The sequence below is a fragment of the Streptomyces sp. NPDC020299 genome (assembly GCF_044387825.1).
Classification (GTDB): domain Bacteria; phylum Actinomycetota; class Actinomycetes; order Streptomycetales; family Streptomycetaceae; genus Streptomyces.
Window position 1 is genome coordinate 484,193 of the sequence record NZ_JBIRWL010000002.1, and the last position, 18,637, is coordinate 502,829.

General features: G+C 70.6%; 13 protein-coding genes and 2 pseudogenes. 6 read left to right on the top strand and 9 right to left on the bottom strand.

The window, feature by feature from the left end; genetic code table 11:
* Positions 1–34: 34 nt before the first annotated feature.
* From ACH45E_RS06320 to ACH45E_RS06340, 5 genes are all read right to left on the bottom strand, one after another.
* The gene (locus tag ACH45E_RS06320) at positions 35–928 is read right to left on the bottom strand and encodes a carbohydrate ABC transporter permease (protein ID WP_361444123.1); all 894 of its coding nucleotides are present in this window, start codon (positions 926–928) and stop codon (positions 35–37) included.
* The gene (locus ACH45E_RS06325) at positions 925–1,863 is read right to left on the bottom strand and encodes a sugar ABC transporter permease (protein WP_361444120.1); all 939 of its coding nucleotides are present in this window, start codon (positions 1,861–1,863) and stop codon (positions 925–927) included. The genes ACH45E_RS06320 and ACH45E_RS06325 overlap by 4 nt, the downstream gene beginning before the upstream one ends.
* Positions 1,864–1,875: 12 nt before the next feature.
* Entirely contained in the window at positions 1,876–3,204 is a 1,329-nt protein-coding gene (locus ACH45E_RS06330; RefSeq protein WP_361444117.1) for an ABC transporter substrate-binding protein, read from the bottom strand.
* Positions 3,205–3,734: 530 nt separating this feature from the next.
* Complete coding sequence (locus ACH45E_RS06335) at positions 3,735–4,553, bottom strand: endo alpha-1,4 polygalactosaminidase (RefSeq protein WP_399040103.1); 819 nt, start codon at positions 4,551–4,553, stop codon at positions 3,735–3,737.
* 212 nt (positions 4,554–4,765) lie between these two features.
* On the bottom strand, positions 4,766–5,689 hold the full coding sequence (locus ACH45E_RS06340; protein WP_361444114.1) for a hexose kinase: 924 nt from the start codon (positions 5,687–5,689) through the stop codon (positions 4,766–4,768).
* A gap of 327 nt (positions 5,690–6,016) precedes the next feature.
* Here ACH45E_RS06340 and ACH45E_RS06345 point away from each other — a divergent pair, with 327 nt between their 5' ends.
* The 6 genes and pseudogenes from ACH45E_RS06345 (at position 6,017) to ACH45E_RS06370 (ending at position 13,636) form a co-directional block, all read left to right on the top strand.
* On the top strand, positions 6,017–7,249 hold the full coding sequence (locus tag ACH45E_RS06345) for a Gfo/Idh/MocA family oxidoreductase (RefSeq protein WP_361444111.1): 1,233 nt from the start codon (positions 6,017–6,019) through the stop codon (positions 7,247–7,249).
* 79 nt (positions 7,250–7,328) lie between these two features.
* Positions 7,329–8,219 (top strand): sugar isomerase, encoded by an 891-nt coding sequence (locus ACH45E_RS06350; RefSeq protein ID WP_361444108.1) that lies wholly within the window; start codon positions 7,329–7,331, stop codon positions 8,217–8,219.
* Between the two features lie 60 nt (positions 8,220–8,279).
* Positions 8,280–9,125, top strand: a complete 846-nt coding sequence (locus ACH45E_RS06355) for a class II fructose-bisphosphate aldolase (protein ID WP_361444105.1) — start codon at positions 8,280–8,282, stop codon at positions 9,123–9,125.
* A 75-nt stretch (positions 9,126–9,200) separates the two neighbouring features.
* Positions 9,201–9,740: pseudogene (locus tag ACH45E_RS06360) on the top strand (GrpB family protein); the annotation flags it as partial.
* A gap of 54 nt (positions 9,741–9,794) precedes the next feature.
* A pseudogene (locus tag ACH45E_RS06365) lies at positions 9,795–9,905 on the top strand (transposase family protein); the annotation flags it as partial.
* Between the two features lie 446 nt (positions 9,906–10,351).
* A complete protein-coding gene (locus ACH45E_RS06370; RefSeq protein WP_361444102.1) occupies positions 10,352–13,636 on the top strand; it encodes a lectin in 3,285 nt (1,094 codons plus the stop codon).
* A 119-nt stretch (positions 13,637–13,755) separates the two neighbouring features.
* On the opposite strand, the gene ACH45E_RS06375 is transcribed toward ACH45E_RS06370, so the two are convergent.
* From ACH45E_RS06375 to ACH45E_RS06390, 4 genes are all read right to left on the bottom strand, one after another.
* Positions 13,756–14,820, bottom strand: a complete 1,065-nt coding sequence (locus tag ACH45E_RS06375) for a sugar ABC transporter substrate-binding protein (RefSeq protein WP_361444099.1) — start codon at positions 14,818–14,820, stop codon at positions 13,756–13,758.
* Positions 14,821–15,042: 222 nt separating this feature from the next.
* The gene (locus ACH45E_RS06380) at positions 15,043–17,391 is read right to left on the bottom strand and encodes an FtsX-like permease family protein (protein WP_361444096.1); all 2,349 of its coding nucleotides are present in this window, start codon (positions 17,389–17,391) and stop codon (positions 15,043–15,045) included.
* Positions 17,388–18,080, bottom strand: a complete 693-nt coding sequence (locus tag ACH45E_RS06385) for an ABC transporter ATP-binding protein (RefSeq protein WP_361444093.1) — start codon at positions 18,078–18,080, stop codon at positions 17,388–17,390. Before ACH45E_RS06385 ends, ACH45E_RS06380 begins: the two co-directional genes overlap by 4 nt.
* Positions 18,077–18,601, bottom strand: coding sequence for a PadR family transcriptional regulator (locus ACH45E_RS06390; RefSeq protein WP_361444090.1), 525 nt, complete (start codon positions 18,599–18,601; stop codon positions 18,077–18,079). Before ACH45E_RS06390 ends, ACH45E_RS06385 begins: the two co-directional genes overlap by 4 nt.
* Positions 18,602–18,637: the final 36 nt, after the last annotated feature.

Sequence of the window (18,637 nt, forward strand, 5' to 3'; positions counted from 1 at the left end):
CCTGCCTGGGTGGTGTGTCGGGGTGGCCCGGGGGTCAGCCCTTGAGACCGGTGGAGGTGATGGACTGGATGAACGCCTTCTGCGCGCCGAGGAAGGCGAGCAGGACGGGCAGCACGGTGATGACGTTCCCGGCCATCACGGCGGCCCACTGGGTGTGGTGCTGTCCCTGGAAGGTCGTCAGGCCGAGCTGGAGCGTGTACTGGGTGTCGTGGTTGATGGCGATCAGGGGCCAGGTGAGGTCGTTCCAGGTGCTCAGGAAGGTGAGGACGGCGACCGTGCTCAGGGCGGGCCGGGACAGCGGGAGCACGATCCGCCACAGCACGCGCAGCCGGGAGCAGCCGTCGATCCAGGCCGCCTCCTCCAGCTCCCGGGGCAGCGAGAGGAAGAACTGGCGGAGCAGGAACACCGAGAAGGGTGTGACCAGGGACGGCACGATCAGCGCGCCGAGGGTGTCGATGAGGCCGAGCTGCTTCATCACCAGGAAGGTGGGGATCATGGTCAGCTGGAACGGGATCGCCATCGTCGCCAGCATCAGGCCCAGCAGCAGCCGGGAGCCGGCGAACCGCATCCGGGCGAAGGCGTAGCCGCCGAGGGTGCCGAGCACCAGGTTGGCGGTGACGGTGACCAGGCTGACGAGGAACGAGTTGGCGAACCAGCGCGGGAACATCGCGTTGCCGAGCACGTAGCGGTAGCCGCCCAGGTCGAGATGGGAGGGCCACAGCGCCGGGGGGAAGCGGTTGATCTCCGCGTTGCTCATCACCGAGCTGAGGACCAGCCAGATCAGCGGCACCGCGAAGAGCAGGGCCATGGGGGCGAGCAGCAGGTGCCAGGGGCTGAACGGCAGCCGCGGCCGGCGGCGCCGGGTACCGGGCCGGGTGTCGGACGACGCCGTCTGCTCGGCGTGGGGCGGGACGGAGACGGCGGTCATGCGGAGGCTCCCTGGAGGCGGCGGCGGGCGACCTGGAGAATCAGGCCGATCAGTCCCAGGGCCACGGCCAGGACATAGGCGGAGGCGGCCCCGTATCCGGCGGTGGCGTTCTTGAAGGCCTGCTCCCAGATGAAGTAGACGATCACCGTGGTGGAACCGAGTGGTCCGCCCTTGGTGGTGACGTAGACGAGGTCGAACGCCTGGAGGGACTGGATGGTCTGCCACAGCAGCAGGAACACCGTGACGGGCCGCAGCGCGGGCAGGGTGACGTGGCGCAGGAGTCGGCGGCGGTCGGCGCCGTCCAGCCGGGCCGCCTCGATCAGTGAGACGGGCACGTCCTGCAGTGCGGCGAGGTAGATGACCAGGCAGAACCCGGTGCCGCTCCACAGGCTGACGGCGACGAGCACGGGCAGTGCCTGGGAGGGGTCGGTGAGGAAGCCCTGGGACGGGATGCCGAGGTGATGGAGCACGGCGTTGGCGGCGCCGAACTCGGGGTCGAGGATGAAGGAGAAGAGCACGCCCTGCGCGGTCGCGGAGACCACGAACGGGACGAAGTACAGGGTGCGGTAGAGGCCGACGAAGCGGATGCGCCGGTTGAGGGCGAGGGCGAGGAGCAGTCCGATCGCCATGCTGGCCGGCACGTACAGCGCGGTGTAGAGCAGGGTGTTGCGCAGGGCCTGGCTGAAGTGCGGATCCTGGGCGAGGGCGCGGTAGTTGTCCAGGCCGACCCACCGGCTGGGGGTGACCAGGTCGTCGGCCTGGAAGGACAGCAGCAGCGACCAGATGATCGGCACCACGCTCAGCCCGAGGATGATGAGGACGGCGGGCGAGACGAACGACCAGGCCATGGCGGCCTCGCCGGCGCGTCTGCGGCGCAGGGCGCGGCGGTTGTCCGGGGGCCGGGACACGGTGATCGGGGTGGGCAGTCGCGACATGAAGAGGGCTCCTCAACGCGGGATGATCAGTGCGGCGTTGGCGTCGGCGGCGCAGGCGCGCATCGCCTGGGCGGGACTGCTCCGGCCGAGCAGCACGGCGACGACGGCCTGTCCGAGGGCCTGGGAGATCTGCGGGTAGGCGGCGTGCACGGGGCGCACGCGGGCGGAGTCCAGGGCCTTGGTGAACACCCCGAGGCCCTCGGTGCCGCTCTCCTTGCGCTGCCAGTCCGGCAGGTCGCGGGTGCTGCGGCTGAGCGGCAGGCTGCCCGCCCGGATGTCCCAGCGCACGTCCTGGGCGGGCTGCATGAGCCAGCTGACGAATGTCTTGGCGGCCTTCTTGCGGGCGTCGCCGTTGTCGAAGACCGTCCAGGTGTCGGGTCCGCTGATGGTCATCGGCCGGCCGGAGAAGGTGGGCATCGGGACGACGTGGTAGTCGATCTTCGCCTGCTGGGTGTCGGGGAGCTGCCAGGGGCCGGTGACGGCCATGGCCATGCGGCCCGACATGAAGACCTGGTACATCTGCTCGCTGCCGGGTTTCGGGTCGACGTAGACGCTCTTGTCGCGGGCCAGTTCGGCGACGACCTCCAGGGCCCGGGTGCCGGTGTCGCCGAAGCCGATGTGCTTGCCGTCGGCGGCGACGACGTCGCCGCCCAGGTCCCAGATCATGGGCCACAGCCGCCAGACGGTGTCCTCGTCGCCGACGCCGGGCCAGCCGGTGCCGAAGCGTCCGCCGCCCGTGTCGGTGAGGGCCTTGGCGGTGGCGACGAAGTCGTCCCACCGCCAGCCCGCCTCGGGCAGCGGCAGACCGGCCTGCCGGAAGAGCTTCTTGTTGCAGACGACGGCGAGGGAGTCCAGCACGGCGGGCGCGGCCCGCACCCGGCCGTTGACGGTGACGGCCTTGCGGGCGGGCACCCAGTAGCCGGCCCAGGGGGTGGGGGCGCTCTTGACCATGTCGGTGAGGTCGACGACCTGGGGGCTGCGGGCGACGCTGGCCAGGTCGGAGCCGAAGATGTAGGCGATGTCGGGGTACGAGCCGGCGGCGAGGGCGGCCGTCACCTTCTGCAGCATCGCGTCGGCGAGCACGCCGCCGCCGAGTTCGACGCGGATGCGGGGATGGCTTCGCGTGAAGGAGGCGGCCAGGGACTCCAGGGCCTTCTTGCCGGTGTCGGTCTGGCCGTGCCACATCTCGATGGTCACGGTGCCGTCGGCGGCGACGCCGTCGTCGCGGTCCGCCGCGCAGCCGGAGGCCGCCGTGCCCGCGGCCACCGCCGTGGCCAGGCCTGCGCCGGCGCGCAGCACATCGCGGCGGACGGGCCGCGCGCTGCGGGAGACCGCTTGCATGGGTACCTCCGGTGGGAGCTGTGGGACAGGCGATGTCTGTACGGGGATGCGGCCGGCGTGTGCCGTTCGGCCGTGGAGTCGCGGCGGGGGTGCTCAGCCTCGGGGCAGGAACGGTCGTCGTACCGCCGCCGGTCTCGCGGGTACCGGAGCGCCTGCGGTGCCCGGCCGGCCGCGGCGGGTCACGCGGGTACCGTTCAAGGCCGGGCTCCAGAGCATGGTGGGCACGGCCCCGCCTCGGACGCCCGAGGGCTCCTGGCGACTCAGTCCGGGCTCCTGGCGCGTGGTCAGCTACCGGCTGGGCGTACCTCTGCCGCCGCGTACTGCGTATGCGGCGTTGACCAGGAGTTAAACGATCGTTCCGGGTACCTGTCAAGAGTCCGGCATGCTTGAACCTGCGTGAAACACTCGAGAAACGCGCATGATCGAGCATATGTGGGGTCGGATTCGGGCTCCGGAAAGTGGCCTGTGGCGGCTCGGGCGAGCCGCCACGGACCGACGTGGGACGGGGGCTTCGGCCCTGTGAGGACCGGCTAGCAGGTCTTGCGGACGTACCCGCTGCTGCCGGCGGGGGAGACGTCGAGGTCGCGCTGGACGATGCTCAGCGTGCTGCCCCACGACCTGCATGCCTTCGAGCGGCCGGAGTCGGTGTACTCGATCACGATGACGTGGTTGCCGAAGGCGCTGGTGTACTCGCCGCACTCGTCGTACGCGCCGCACTCCTCCGCCACGGCGAAGTCGAGGCCGTTGGCGGTGCGGTTCGCGGCCAGCTCGGAGGTGTTCTTCTGGGCGATGGCCAGACCGTCCGCATGGGCGCGGGCGGACAGCAGCTTGATGAACGCCTGCGCGTTGTTCGCGGTCAGCCGCTTGCCCGAGCGGGTGTAGCTGTCGTAGTTGTCCGGCTCGACGGCCTGGAAGCCCTTGTCGCGGCAGCCGTCGATCAGGGCCCCGATCTTGTCGGCGATCCGCTTGCGCTTGGCGTCGGTGCCGACGTCGAGGAGTGCCTCGCCCCAGTTCTTGTCGTAGACGACCTTGCCCGCGGAGTCGCGCAGCAGCAGGTCCGAGGCCCAGTCCTGCTCGGCGCCCGGCTGTGCCTGGAAGGCGTTCACGTAGCAGATGTTGTACAGCCCGGTGACCGGGGCGGCGCCGTGGTCGCGGGTGACGACCTTGACGCCGGACGGCGGGGTGTAGGCGCCTCCGATCTGGTAGTCGAAGCCGGCGTGGGTGGGCGGCAACGGCACGGCCGAGGCCTGCGACGCGGTCGCCTGCACGAGCAGCGCGCCGGCCAGGGCGGCGACGCCGACGGCCGCGCCGGCGACCTTCCAGGGGGTGGTGCTCATCAGGTGGCTCATGTATCGAGCTCCAGGGGAGAGGGCACGTCCCCGCCTCGGACGCGCGGGGGCGTCCTGGCGACTTGGGCCGGGCTCGCGGCGCGGGGCCTGCATACCGGCTGGGCGTACCTCTGACGCGGAGCGGGGCTCCTGCGTTGTCCGGGAGTAAAGCGATCGCCTGTGAGGATGTCAACGACAGTGCCGGATCCTGTGGCCCGGGCCCTGCCGGAGCGTCATGCACCGGACGGGGGGACCGAGTTCACGGTCACCGTGCCGAGCAGGGCGCGGCGCGTCGCGGGGTCGAAGTCCCCGGCGAGCGGGGCGGCCACGGCGGCGGCCGACAGGGCCACGGCCTCGACGAGCCGCTCCGGCCAGGGGCGCCCGGTGCTGAGCCCGAGGGCGAGAGCGGCGACCGCCGCGTCCCCCGCGCCCGTGGGGTTGCCCGCGACAGGGGCGGGCGGCCGGGCCCGCCACACTCCGTCCGGGGTGTGGGCGAGGAGCCCCTCGGGGCCGAGCGAGGCGACCACCGCCCGTGCGCCGGCTGCGGCCAGCGCGCCCGCGCCCGCCCCCGGGTCGTCGGCGCCGGTGGCCGCCGCCAGTTCGTGGGCGTTCGGTTTGACGACGTCCGGGCCCTCGGCGAGCGCCGCCAGCAGGGCCTCGCCGTCCGCGTCCAGGACGGTGGGCACGCCCGCGGCGCGGGCCAGGGCGACGAGCACGGCGTAGGCGTCCGCGGGCACGCCCGGCGGCAGGCTGCCGGCGAGGACGACGGCCCGCGCACCGCCCAGCAGTTCCCGGTACCGGCGGGTGAACCGCGCCCACTCGGCGGGAATCACCCGCGGTCCGGGCTCAAGCAGGAGCGTGGTGTCCAGGTCGTCGACGACGGCGACGGTGCGGCGGCTCTCCCCCTCGATCGGTACGAGGTGGTCGGTGAGGCCGGCCGAGGCGAGTTCGGCGCGCACGGCGGCGCCGGTCGGCCCCCCGGCGAGTCCGGTGACGGCGGTCCGCTCGCCGAGGGCGTGCAGGACCCGGGCCACGTTGACCCCCTTGCCGCCGGCCCGGTGGGCGACGGAGGGGACGCGGTTGCTCGCGTGGAGACGGAGCCGGTCGACGCGGTGGGTGACGTCGAGCGCGGCGTTGAGGGTGACGGTGAGGATCACTGCTGCTCCTTGGTCGGGTCGTAGGCATGATGCTCGAAGATGCTCGCTAGAAGCATTGATAGAGCAGTTTCGAGCATCTATTGTCAGGGGTGTCACGGTGGAACCCGGGGTCCGATCCCGGTCCGGGGCCTGTTGTGACGTCAGCTCGCCGCCCGCTGCGGGCCCGTCGTACGGCGGCCTCCGGGACCCGGTGGGACCGCCGGCCACCCTCGGCCGCTGCCACCGCCCGGGGCCCGCCGCCCCGATGGCAGTCCGCGCCGACCCGCCCGCGAAGCCGTGGCGCCGAACGCTTGTCCCTGACCGCGACCAAGACGAAGGGGTGCCCCCATGACCGTCCAGCCGCCCGCGCCCGAACTGCGCGTGGGTGTCGTCGGCGTCGGCCAGCGCGCCGGACTGGCCACCCTGGCCGACCGGCCCGGAACGGCCCGCGTGGTCTCCTGTGCCGATCCGGCCGCGCGCGGCCGCGACGATGCCCGCACGCTCTTCGGCGTCGGCGTACGGGTCCACGAGCGCTACGAGGACATGCTCGCGGACGACCTCGACGCGGTCTTCGTCCTCACCCCCGACGACCTGCACACCGCGCCCGCCCTGTACTTCCTCGAAGCCGGCGTCGCCGTGTTCGTCGAGAAGCCGCTGACCGTCGCCCTCGACGACTGCGACCGGGTGCTGGCCACCGCCGCCCGTACCCGCACCCGGCTCTACGTCGGGCACAACCTGCGCCACCTGCCGGTCCTGCGCACCATGCGCCGACTTGTCGACGAGGGCGCGATCGGGACCGTACGGGCCGTGTGGTGCCGGCACTTCGTCGGCCACGGCGGCGACTACTACTTCAAGGACTGGCACGCCGAACGCGGCCGGACAACCGGCTTGTTGCTCCAGAAGGGCGCGCACGACCTGGACGCGATCCACTGGCTGGCGGGCGGCACCGCCCGCACCGTCACCGCGCTGGGCGACCTGGCCGTCTACGGCGCCAACGCGCACCGCCGCACCGAACCGCAGGGCCCGCAGCGGGTGCAGGACTGGTTCGACGAGAGCGTCTGGCCGCCGGCCGCGCTGCGCGACCTCAACCCCGTCGTCGACGTGGAGGACATCAGCATGGTGCTGACCCGCCTCGACAACGGGGTGCTCACCAGCTACCAGCAGTGCCACTTCACCCCCGATTACTGGCGCAACTACACCGTCATCGGCGACGAGGGACGCATCGAGAACCTCGGCGACGGCATCCAGGGCGACGCCCCTGTGGTCAAGGTGTGGAACCGGCGCCGCTCCGGCTACCGGCCCGACGCCGACGTCACCCTCGGCGCCGAGACCGCCGACGCCGGCCACGGCGGCGCGGACCAGGCCCTCGTCGACGAGTTCCTGGGCTTCGTCGCGTACGGCGGTGCCACCGACACCTCGCCCGTCGCCGCCCGTGAGGCGGTTGCCACCGGCATCGCGGCCACCACCTCGCTGCGTTCGGGCGGCATCCCCGTCCAGGTGCCCGCCCTGGCCCCGAACCTCGCCGACTACTTCGCGCGCCACCAGCCAGGTTCGCGCGGCCCGGCCGCCCGGACCCCCTGACCCTCCCTTCCCGACTCAGCCATCCACCCACCCCCAAGGCCGCCGAGGCGCGTCCTCCCGCATACCAAGGAGCACCAGCATGTCGTTCATAGGCGAGGAGATCGCCCGCCAGCCCCGGACCTGGCTCAAGGCGGCGACCGTGGCGGCCGAGTCCGCGGATCTGCTGCCCCAGCCGGGCGAGCGGGTCGCCGTCGTCGGCTGCGGCACCTCCTGGTTCATGGCCGAGGCGTACGCCGCACTGCGCGAGCGGCGCGGCCTCGGCGAGACGGACCACTTCGCGGCCTCCGAGTTCCCGCACGAGCGCACCTACGACCGGCTGGTGGCGATCTCCCGCTCCGGCACCACCACCGAGATCCTGGAACTGCTCGACCGGCGGCGCGGCCGGTACCCCGCGGTCGCGCTGACCGCCGACACCTCCACGCCGATCGTCGACGTCGCCGACCACGTCCTCGACCTGTCCTTCGCGGACGAGAAGTCGGTCGTGCAGACCGTGTTCGCGACCACCGCGCTGACCGCGCTGCGCGCCGGACTGGGCGAGGCGGTGGAGCCGCTGGCGGAGGCCGCGCGTACGGCACTCGAAGCGCCGCTGCCCGAGGAGTGGGTCACCACCGACCAGATCACCTTCCTCGGCCGGGGCTGGGCGCACGGCATCGCCCGCGAGGCGTCCCTGAAGATGCGTGAGGCGACCCAGAGCTGGACGGAGTCCTACCCGTCGCTCGAGTACCGGCACGGTCCGATCGCGATCGCCGCACCCGGCCGGCTGGTGTGGCACTTCGGCCCGGACGAGGCCGGGCTGCGGGCGGACGTCGACGCCACCGGCGCGCTGTTCGTGGACCACCCCGAGGACCCGCAGGCCGATCTGGTGCGCGTACAGCGACTCGCCGAGGCCAGCGCCGTTCGCAAGGGACTGGACCCGGACCGGCCGCGCGCCCTGACCCGCTCCGTGATCCTGGACCGCCCCGCCTCCTGACCACGCGCCCGGCGCACAGCGGCCCCGGCCGTCCGGGGCCCCTCCCTCCGAAAGGACGTCATGCTCTGCCGCAGCGCGGACCTGATCGCCGAAGCCCATGCGTCGGGTTCCGGCATAGCCGCCTTCAACGTCATCACCCTGGAGCACGTCCAGGCCGTCGCCGACGCCGCGCGGCGAACCGGCCGGCCGGCGATCGTCCAGATCAGCCAGAACGCCGTACGCCACCACGGCGGCGACGTCATGCCCCTGGCCGCCGCCACGACCGCCGCGGCCAGGAACGGCGACGCCCGGCTCGCACTGCACCTCGACCACGTCGAGGACGTCGCCCTGCTGCACCGCACCGCCGAGTGCGGGGCCAGTTCGGTGATGTTCGACGCTTCCCGGCTGCCGGACGAGGAGAACATCGCCGCGACCCGCGAGGCCGCCCGCTGGGCGCACGGCCACGGCCTGTTCGTGGAGGCGGAGCTGGGCGAGATCGGCGGCAAGGGATCGGCGCACACCCCAGGGATGCGCACCGACCCGAAGGACGCCTCCCGGTTCGTCGCCGAGACCGGTGTGGACGCGCTGGCCGTCGCGGTGGGCAGCAGCCACGCGATGGTCTCCCGGACCGCCGCGCTCGACCTCGAACTCATCGCGCGGATCAGGGACGAAGTGTCCGTGCCGCTGGTTCTGCACGGTTCGTCGGGTGTGCCGCACACGGCACTGCGGGCCGCCGTGGAGCAGGGCATGACGAAGATCAACATCGGAACGCTGCTCAACGTCGCCTTCACCCGCGCGGTCCGGGCCGTGCTGGCCGGGCAGCCGGACCTGGTTGATCCGCGTCGCTACCTGGCACCGGCCCGGGATGCGATGACCCATGCCGTGGCCGAGTGCCTGACGGCACTGACCCCGCCCGACTCGCCGTGACGGTAAGGCCGTTCACTGCACTGCGGCGAGCTCCTTTCCGGCACCGTCACAGCAATCGAACGGTTCGGCGTGTTCGTGGCGCCGGACGACGGCCCCGACCACCCGGTCCTCCCCGGCGTCGGGTTCATCTCGTTCGCCGAGTTGTCCTTGCGAGCCACGCGGCCGGATCCTTTCCAAGCATTCGTCGACAGCATCGCGGCGGGACAGAAGCTGCATGGCCAGGTCACCAAGCTGGTCCCGTTCGGCGTCTTCGTTCAGGTCGCCGACGGGATCGAGGGACTGGTCCACCTGCGAGAGCTCACCTGGACGCCCGTGGAAACCCCGGCAGATGCCCTCCAGGTCGGCGACGACGACAAGTCCCGCCCGAGCACCAGGATCCAACCTCGGATGGTGAGGGCGGGCGTTGGTGGCTGGGCGCAAGCCACTGCCGCCATCGGTGCTCTCCGGGCAGCGGCACCCGCGCTGTTCGTGAAGATCGAGCACATCGGCTCAACAGCTGTCCCGGGGCCGGCGGCCAAGCCCGTCATCGACCTGATGGCCGCCGTCCACGACCTCACACACGCTGAGCCTCACGAGACGGCGCTCGCCGACCTCGGCTTCCACCCGCTCGAGAGCCGGCCTACCCGGAACCACGCGGGCGAGTACTCGCGAACCCAAACGGCGCCCCTTGTGCGGTGCGGACACACGTACGCCCAACTCGCCGCCGGTTTCGGCGTCGGGACCGCCACGGCGTACCGGTACGTGGCCGAAGCCATCGAGATCAGTGCGGCCCACGCGCCGGACCAGGCCGCTGCTGTCCGGGACGGCAGTCAGCATCCTGGGCCCGTTGAGGACATTTGCGGGCCGCCTGGCGGGCAGATCGTGGGGATCCTGAAGACGGCATTCTCAGGCCGGCCGCTTCTCGGCCGAACGCGGCCGCCCGCAGACCGAGTTCACGGCGCCGGAAGTCCCGCATGTGAACTCCGCGCTCAGAAAGTCCTGTTGGTTTCGTTGACACGTCGTGAGAGCACGCGTTTCACTCGACTCTCGTACATGGCAACGTTGTCAGACCCGCTCGGGGCGGACTGACAACGTTGCCACCGTCGGCGTTCGCCCTGTTTCGGCACGTCGGCACCTCATGTGCGAAGTGGGAACCGCTGCGGAGGCAACCGATGCTCAGAACCCAACGTTCAGCTGTGCCACCACACCGCAAGAGACTCCGTCAACGCCTGGCCGTGGTGTCCGTCATGGGCGTCGCCGTACTCCCGATCCCGGCGATCGGGGGCGCCCATGCCGCGAGCACCAGAACGCCGGCCCTGGTGAAGGACGCCGCGTCCCTGGTCAACCCTCTCATCGGCACCTCCGGTGCGGTGGACACCTTCCCCGGCCCCGACATGCCGGGCGGCATGGTGCAGTGGGGTCCCGACACCACGCCCCACCGCCCCGACGGCGGCGGCTACGAGTACAACGACAAGAAGATCTCCGGCTTCAGCCTCACTCATGTCTCGGGCCCCGGCTGCGGCGTCGCGGGCGACCTGCCCGTCCTGCCGGTCACCGGCGCGCTGTCCGGCAACCTCGGCAACGCGTCCATCGGTTTCGCCCACGGCGACGAGCAGACCGGCATCGGGTACTACGGGGTGACCGACTCGGGCGGCGTCAAGACCCAGCTGACCGACACCACTCGCGCCGGGCTCGGCAGCTTCACCTTCCCCACGGGGCAGCAGGCGAACCTGCTGTTCAAGCTCAGCGGCGGCGCCACGCAGGTCGACGGGACCCGCGTCCAGGTCGTGAACAGCAAGGAGATCAGCGGCTCGGTCGACAGCGGTCACTTCTGCGGCGCGGGCAACCGGTACACGCTGCACTTCGACATCAAGTTCGACCAGCCGTTCACCGCGAGTGGCACCTGGGTCGGCGGCACCATCAACCCCGGCGCGACGTCGCTGAAGGCGGGCAAGGTCCGCCGGACCGTGCCGCCGCGCACGTCCAAGACGCTCAAGGAGAAGCACTTCACGGTGCCCGCGAAGCCGTACCCGACCGTGCACAGGAGCGGCGGTACACCCTCCGGCGCGGCCGCCCAGCCGCCCACGACGGGCGCGAACGGCATGTATCTGACCTTCGACACCTCCGCCGACCCGACGGTGCGTGCGAAGGTCGGCATCTCGTACACGAGTGACGCCAACGCGGCGGGCAACCTCGGCAGCGAGATCAAGAACTGGAACCTCGACGCCGTGGCGAAGGCGAACCACGACGCGTGGAACGCGGTGCTGAACAAGATCCAGATCGGCGGCGGGACCGCGGACCAGCAGGTACAGTTCTACACCGCGCTCTACCACGCACTGCTGCATCCGAACGTCTTCTCCGACGCCAACCGCCAGTACATGGGCATGGACAACCAGATCCACAAGCTGGCCAAGGGGCAACAGGCCCAGTACGCCAACTACTCGGGCTGGGACACCTACCGGTCCCAGACGCAGCTGATGGCGATGGTCGAGCCCAAGGTCACCAGTGACGTCGTCACCTCGATGCTCAACGGCTACGACCAGACGGGCCTGCTGCCCAAGTGGGCCTCGAACAACGGCGAGAGCTACGTGATGGTCGGCGACCCGGCCGCCGGCATCATCGCCGACGCGTACGCCTTCGGCGCCCGGGGCTTCGACACGGCCAAGGCGCTCGCCGCCCTCCAGCACGAGGCCACCACCCCCAACAACGACCGCCCCGGCGAGTCGGTACGGGACGCGAAGGGCTACCTCCCGCTGGACGAGAACGACTACGGCTGCTGCAACTTCTACGGCCCGGTCTCCACCCAGTTGGAGTACGACTCCGCGGACTACGCCGTCGCCGCCTTCGCGAAGTCGCTGGGCAAGACGGACGTGTACACCAAGTTCGCCACCCGCGCACAGGACTGGATGAACGTCTTCAACCCGCAGACCGGCTACATGCAGGGCAAGAACAAGGACGGCCAGTTCGCGGGCGGCTTCACCCCGGGTACCTCCAACGGCTTCGTGGAGGGTACCTCGGCCCAGTACACGCCGATGGTCCCGTTCAACCTGAAGCAGCTCATCCAGGCGCGCGGCGGTGCCCAGGCGTACTCGTCCTACCTGGACAGCCTGCTCGACGACATCGCCCACCCCGGTGGCACCGACGCCGACCTGAGCAACGAGCCCAGCGTCGAGATCCCCTGGGAGTACGCCTACACGGGCGAGCCCTGGAAGACCCAGGCGGCCGTCCGCGACGCGCAGCAGAGGCTGTACTTCAACGCTCCGGTCGGCTCCTTCGGCAACGACGACCTCGGCGCGATGAGCTCCTGGTACGTGTGGTCGTCACTCGGCATGTACCCGGAGACTCCGGGCGCGGACACGTTGGTGCTCGGCAGCCCGGTGTTCCCGGTGGCCAAGGTGACCTTCGCGAGCGGCAAGTCGGTGCGGATCAACGCACCGGAGGCCGCGCCCGACGCGCCCTACGTGCAGTCGCTGAACGTCAAGGGCAAGGCGTGGCAGACCTCCTGGCTCACGTACCAGCAGTTCGCGGGCGCGGGCACGCTCGACTTCACCCTCGGGAACCAGCCCGACAAGTCCTGGGCGTCCGGCCCGTCCGCGGCGCCCCCCTCGGACACCACGGGCGGCGACCGGGTGCTGGCCGCGACCGGTCCCACCAGCGACGGACTCGTCCTCCAGCCGGGCGCGTCCGGTGACGCCACGCTCAAGCTGACCAACCTCGGCGGCAAGGCCGTCACGGCCGACTGGAAGGCGACGGCGCCCTCCGGCGTCACGCTGGACGCGGGGTCCGGCTCGGTGGCGGTGCCCGCTGCGGGCAGCGCCGAGGCGAAGGTCCACGTGACGGCGGGCCCGGACGAAGGAACGTTTCCCGTCACCTTCGCCCTGACCGACCACACGACCGGTGCGGCACTGAGCGGTGCGACCCTCCGTGTGGCCGTGGCCAAGGCTGGTGCGCTGTGGCCGTACGACACCAACGAGGGCGTCTATCCCGACGGCACCCACTTCTCAGCCGGCTTCGACGGCGGCGGCTGGGCGTACTCGCAGAACGCGCTGTCGGCGGCCGGCGTCACGAGCGGCTCCACCGTCACGGCCGACGGCATCTCCTACACCTGGCCGACGGTGAAGTCCGGTCAGCCGGACAACCTGGAGATGGCCGGCCAGACCATCCCCATGCCGGACGCCACGTCGGGCTCCTCGCTGGGCCTGCTGGGCGCGGCGGCCAACGCGCCGACCGACGGCAGCGGGGTCTCGGGCACACTGACCGTCACCTACACCGACGGCACCGCCTCGCAGGCGACGGTCGGCTTCTCGGACTGGACGCTGGGCGGCGGCGGCAGCAAGCCCCGTCCTGACGACACGACGGCCGTCGCGACGTCCTACCGCAACACCGCGAGCGGCGGCCGCGACGGCGTGAAGACCTACGTCTTCGCCACCAAGGTCCCGCTCGACCCGTCCAAACAGGTGGCCTCGATCACCCTGCCGGTGACCGGCTCCACGGGCACCGCCCACCTGTTCGCCTACGGCTTCGGCCACTAGAGCAGGGCGAGAGCGGGCCGGAAGGCATCCGGGTGGTGTGTCAGAACCCACTGACACACCACCCCGATCCGCCTGCGGTTCCCTGTCCCGCTCGCCTTCGTCGGCGGTCTGGCGGGGTGTCAGTCGAGGCTGTTGCCCCACAGAGACCTGTCGGTGCTCTTGAGGCTGGGGACGCCGCCGTACGTGCCGCCGTCGGCGGTGACGAGCGGGGCGGAGAGCTGGTCCTCCAGAAGTCCGTCGCGGACCCGCACGATGGTGCTGTCGTGGTCGGTCTTGCCGGGCTTGAACGTCTTCCCGTCGATCGCGGCCTTCAGGTAGTACAGGGCGTACTTGGCGTAAAGGTTGACCGGCTGGGACACGGTGGCGTCGATCTCGCCGTTGGTGATGTTCTTGAGCTCCCTGGGGATGCCGTCGTTGGACACGACGAACACGTGATTCCTGTCCTTCGGGCCGGCGAACAGCCCCTGCTGCTTGAGCACGTGGAGCGTTCCGGACAGGGCGAAGCTGGCCTGCATGTAAATGCCCTTGATGTCCGGGTGGGCTGACAGGTCGGTCTGGAGTTTCTGCGCGGCGACGGCCCCGTCCCAGTTGGTGGCCTCTCCGAACACCTTGATGTCCGGGTAGTTCGCCTTCATGCATGCGTTGAACCCCTGCGTGCGATCACGCCCGTTGCTCGATGAGAGGTCGCCCTGGAGCATCACGACCTTGCCCTTGCCGGCCAGCTTCGTGCCGAGGTACTTGCAGGCCTTCTCGCCGTAGGCGCGGTTGTCGGCGCGGACCACCATGTACACCTTGCCGGTGTCCGGACGGGTGTCGATGGTGACGACCGGGATCTTCGCCGCTTTCAGCTGAGCCAGCACTGGCGCGACGGCAAAGGTGCTCTGCGGGGCCATCGCGACGCCCTTGACGCCCTGGAGGATGAGTGTCTGCGCGTTGGCGGTGAGGTTGGCGATGTCGTTCTGCGAGTTGGTGGTCTTGAGCGAGAGGCCGAGCTGCTTGGCGTACTCCGGCGTGTACTTGATGTACGAGTTCCAGAAGTCGGTGTCGGAGCGCGGGTAGTCGACGCCGACCACCGGCTTGCCGCTCGACGTGGCCGTGGTGCCGGAGCCGCCGCTGCAGGCGCCGAGCAGCGCCAGTGCGGCGAGAACGGAAGCAGCGGAGCAGAGGACGGGATTGAGCCTCATCGGTACTTCCTCGCGCTGGGGGCTCGCTGGACACGCCGTGTCCGGACGAGACCAAAATCACCTCATTTGTCCAACCTACATGAACAAATATTCTAGTCGCGTCCAGTCGCCGCTGTAGGTCTTGATCGTCGAGGAATCCGCGCAGGTCAGCGAGGGGACCGAAGGTGTGCAGGGGTGGGCTCCTCCTGGCGGAGGAGCCCACTTCGGGGGATGTGTGAGGGGTTATTCCGTGCGCAGGCCCTCCGGGCGCATCATCCGCAGCAGCGGCGGCAGGCTGAGCAGCGTGACCACGCCGACCACGGCCGCGCCCACGCCGGTCATGGTCAGGACGCTCGCCCAGTCCATGGCCACCGGTGTACGGGTCATCTTCAGCAGCACCGAGCCGAGGGTGACACCCACCGTTGTGGCCAGTACGAGGCCGAGGCCGACCGGCAGGGCCGTCTGCCACAGCACCGACAGGCTCAGCGTGCGGCGCCGGGTGCCGAAGGCGACCAGTGCGCAGAGCAGCTTCCTGCGCTCGCGCAGCTGCTCCAGCTGGGAGACCAGCAGACTCGCGCCGATCAGTGCCAGCACGAAGACCGAGCCGACGAACAGGCCGGTGCGGATGGAGGTGTACTTGGCGTCCTCCTCGGTCGCCGACCAGCTGTAGGCGTGTGCCAAGGGGTCGATCCTGGCGGCGACGTTGCGTATGTACTCCCGTGAGTCCGGCACCGACGTGTCAAGACGCAGGTAGACCCCGTCGGAGAACAACGCGGGTGCGGCCTTGGAGGGCAGGGCGGCGGGAGTGACCAGCAGGCTGTTGGCGCTGTCCAGTGAGTCCTTGCGCGCGTCCACCACCCGCACGTTCGCCGGAACGGTCCAGGGCGCCTCGATACCGCGTTCGGTGGCGTCGCCGTACGACGGGTCGATGTAGAGCTTCCGACCGGGCTTCACCAAGGCGATCTCGCCGGCGTTGCTGGGGGAGGCGTAGTAGCTCCTCGTCCGCGTGACGAACACGTCGCCGTCCTTGCAGGAGGGAAGCTTGGCGAGTTCACGCAGGGCGGTGCAGTTACCCACGGTCATGCCGCTGGTGTTCTCCGGGTCGCGGCGCACGTCCCCGTACTGCAGGCCGGCCAGGGCAACTGCCGCCCGTACGCCCTTGGTGCCGGTGAATTCGCGCTCGACACCGGACAGCGGCTTGCGGTCGCTGAAGTCGACCTGCATCTGGACCCGGCCGGGGTCGTCGCCCGTGGCCTTGGTGTACTGGCTCTGCGTTCCCGTGAACAGCATCTGCAGAGCGATGGCTCCGGCCACGGCGACGGCGATGCCGTTGACCATGCGTGCGGCGGTTCCGCTGCTCAGCTGCAGCCGCCGTACCGCGAGCTGCCAGGACAGCGCGCCCTTGCCGAGGCGGACGACAACCGCCTCCACGACCCAGGGGAGCAGCGCGGTGATGCCGATCAGCAGCAGCAGCACGCCGCCGATGACGAGGTACTGGTTGAAGTTCCCGTTCTTGTGGCCCTTGCCGATCATCGGGTAGAGCATCGCGAGTCCGGCCAGCGGCAGCAGCAGTCGCCACCACAGCCGGCGGCGGCGCTGCTTGCCCGCGCGCACGACGCCCAGGGGTTCCACCACCACGCCGCGCATCGCGAGCAGCGTGACGAGTACGGCGGCGACCGGGACCGCCACCGCGACCAGCGCGGCGAGCGCGGGGGAGGGGTCGAGGTAGCTGGGCCAGACGCTCACGTTCAGCACCTCGGTGGAGCCCAGCGTCTGACGGCAGAGGAGGAAGAAGCCGGTGCCGATGACCAGGCCGAGCAGGGCTCCGGCGAGTGCCTCGCCCGCCGCGATCCGCCGGGTCATGTGGCTGTCCGAGCCGACCAGGCGCAGCGCGGCCAGCCGGCGGTCGCGGCGCTCGCCGCCGAAGCGGACGGCGGCGGCGATGAACACGGCGACCGGGGTCAGCAGTACCACGAACACGACCAGCACCATGAGCAGCAGCACGGGATCGGTCTTCCCGGGGGACGCGTCCGGTTTGCCATACTGGGCCAGCCGGTGCACCCCGGAGACGTCCGTGAGGTTCAGCCCCGAGGTGCCCGCGTAGTAGGCCAGTTCGTGGGAGCCGATGAGTCCGCTCTCGCCGATCGTGCCGGTGATCTTGTAGGGCAGTCGCTCCCGCAGCAGCTTGGCGCCGTCCGAGGCGAGCAGGTCCTTGAGCGCGGGGGAGACCACCATCTCGCCCTTGCCCGGGAAGCCGGCGACCCCCGGAGGCAGCGGCGCCCGCTTGCCCTCGGGCTCGACGAGCCGGCCGCGGATGTCGTCGTCGTGCCAGGTGGTGTCGGTGTCGGCGATCAGGAAGGTGTTGTCGGCCTTCGGCGGGGTCTTCTTGGAGTACGTGTAGTCGAAGCGGGCGTCCTCCACCGTCTGGCGGGCGGCGAACACGTTGGGCAGGGCGGTGCACAGCAGGAGCAGTGCCACGCCGAGGCCGACGCCGACGGCGGTGAGCGTCATCCGAATCCAGCCCTCGCGTCCGCCGGTGACGGCGAAGCGGGCCCCCAGGGCCAGGTCTCTGGCCCACTGGCGAGGACTCATACGGCGCGCTCCATGTCGCGGGACTTTCCGTCGCGGACGACGATCTCGCGGTCGGAGTACGAGGCCACGCGTGTCTCGTGGGTGACGAGGACGACGGCGGCGTCGGTCGAGCGGGCCGCTTCGGTCAGCAGTTGCATCACGCGTTCGCCGTTGGAGGAGTCGAGCGCGCCGGTGGGTTCGTCGGCGAACAGCAGGCGCGGTCCGGTGACCAGCGCCCGCGCCACGGCGACGCGCTGGCCCTGACCGCCGGAGACCTCGCCGGGCCGCTTGCCCTTCAGGTCATCGACCTCCAGGCGCTCCATCCAGCCCAGCGCGGTCCGCTCGGCGTCCTTGCGGGGCGTGCCGTTCAGCCGCAGCGGCAGCGCCACGTTCTCCACGCAGGTCAGCTCGGGCACCAGTTGGCCGAACTGGAACACGAACCCGAACTCGGAGCGGCGCAGCGCGCTGCGCTGGGCATCGCTCATCTTCGTCAGTTCACGCCCGTCGTAGGTGATCGACCCGGAGTCGGGCGGCACGATGCCGGCGAGGCAGTGCAGCAGCGTGGACTTGCCGGACCCGGAGGGGCCCATGATGGCGACGACCTCGCCGGGGTGGATGGAGAACTCGGCGCCGTCCAGCGCGAGGGTGGGGCCGTACGCCTTGCGCAGGTCGTGCGCGGCGAGCAGGGAACCAAGGGGAGAAGTCGTCATCGGGCTACAGCCTCACGAAGTTTGTCAAGGCGCGCGGCGGTCATTTCCAGCCAGCGCAGGTCGGCTTCGAGGTGGAACAGGGCATGGTCACAGATCAGCTGGTCCGCCAGATCGCCCTTGCGTTTGCGGTCGGTCAGGATCCGCATGCTGCGCAGGTGCTCCGAGCGCTGGGTGTCGAGGATCTCGGCGGCGTCGCGACGGGTCAGCAGCGCGAGGACGACCTTGGTGTAGAGGGTCGACTGGAGGTATTCCTCCGGCTTCTCCGGGGACGCGAGCCACCGCTCCACGTCCGTGATGCCGGCCTCGGTGATCGCGTACCGCTTGCGCTCGGGGCCGCCGCCGGCCTCGATCCCGTCGACCTCGACGAGGCCGTTCTTCAGCAGCCGGGACATCGTCGAGTAGACCTGGCCGTAGTGCAGCGGCCGGTCGTGACCGAACTTCTCGTCGAAGGCCCGCTTCAGGTCGTAGCCATGGCGCGGGCCGGACTCCAGGAGCCCCAAAAGGGTGTGACCGATGGACATGGCAGCACTCTACACACTGTGTATACACAGCATGTA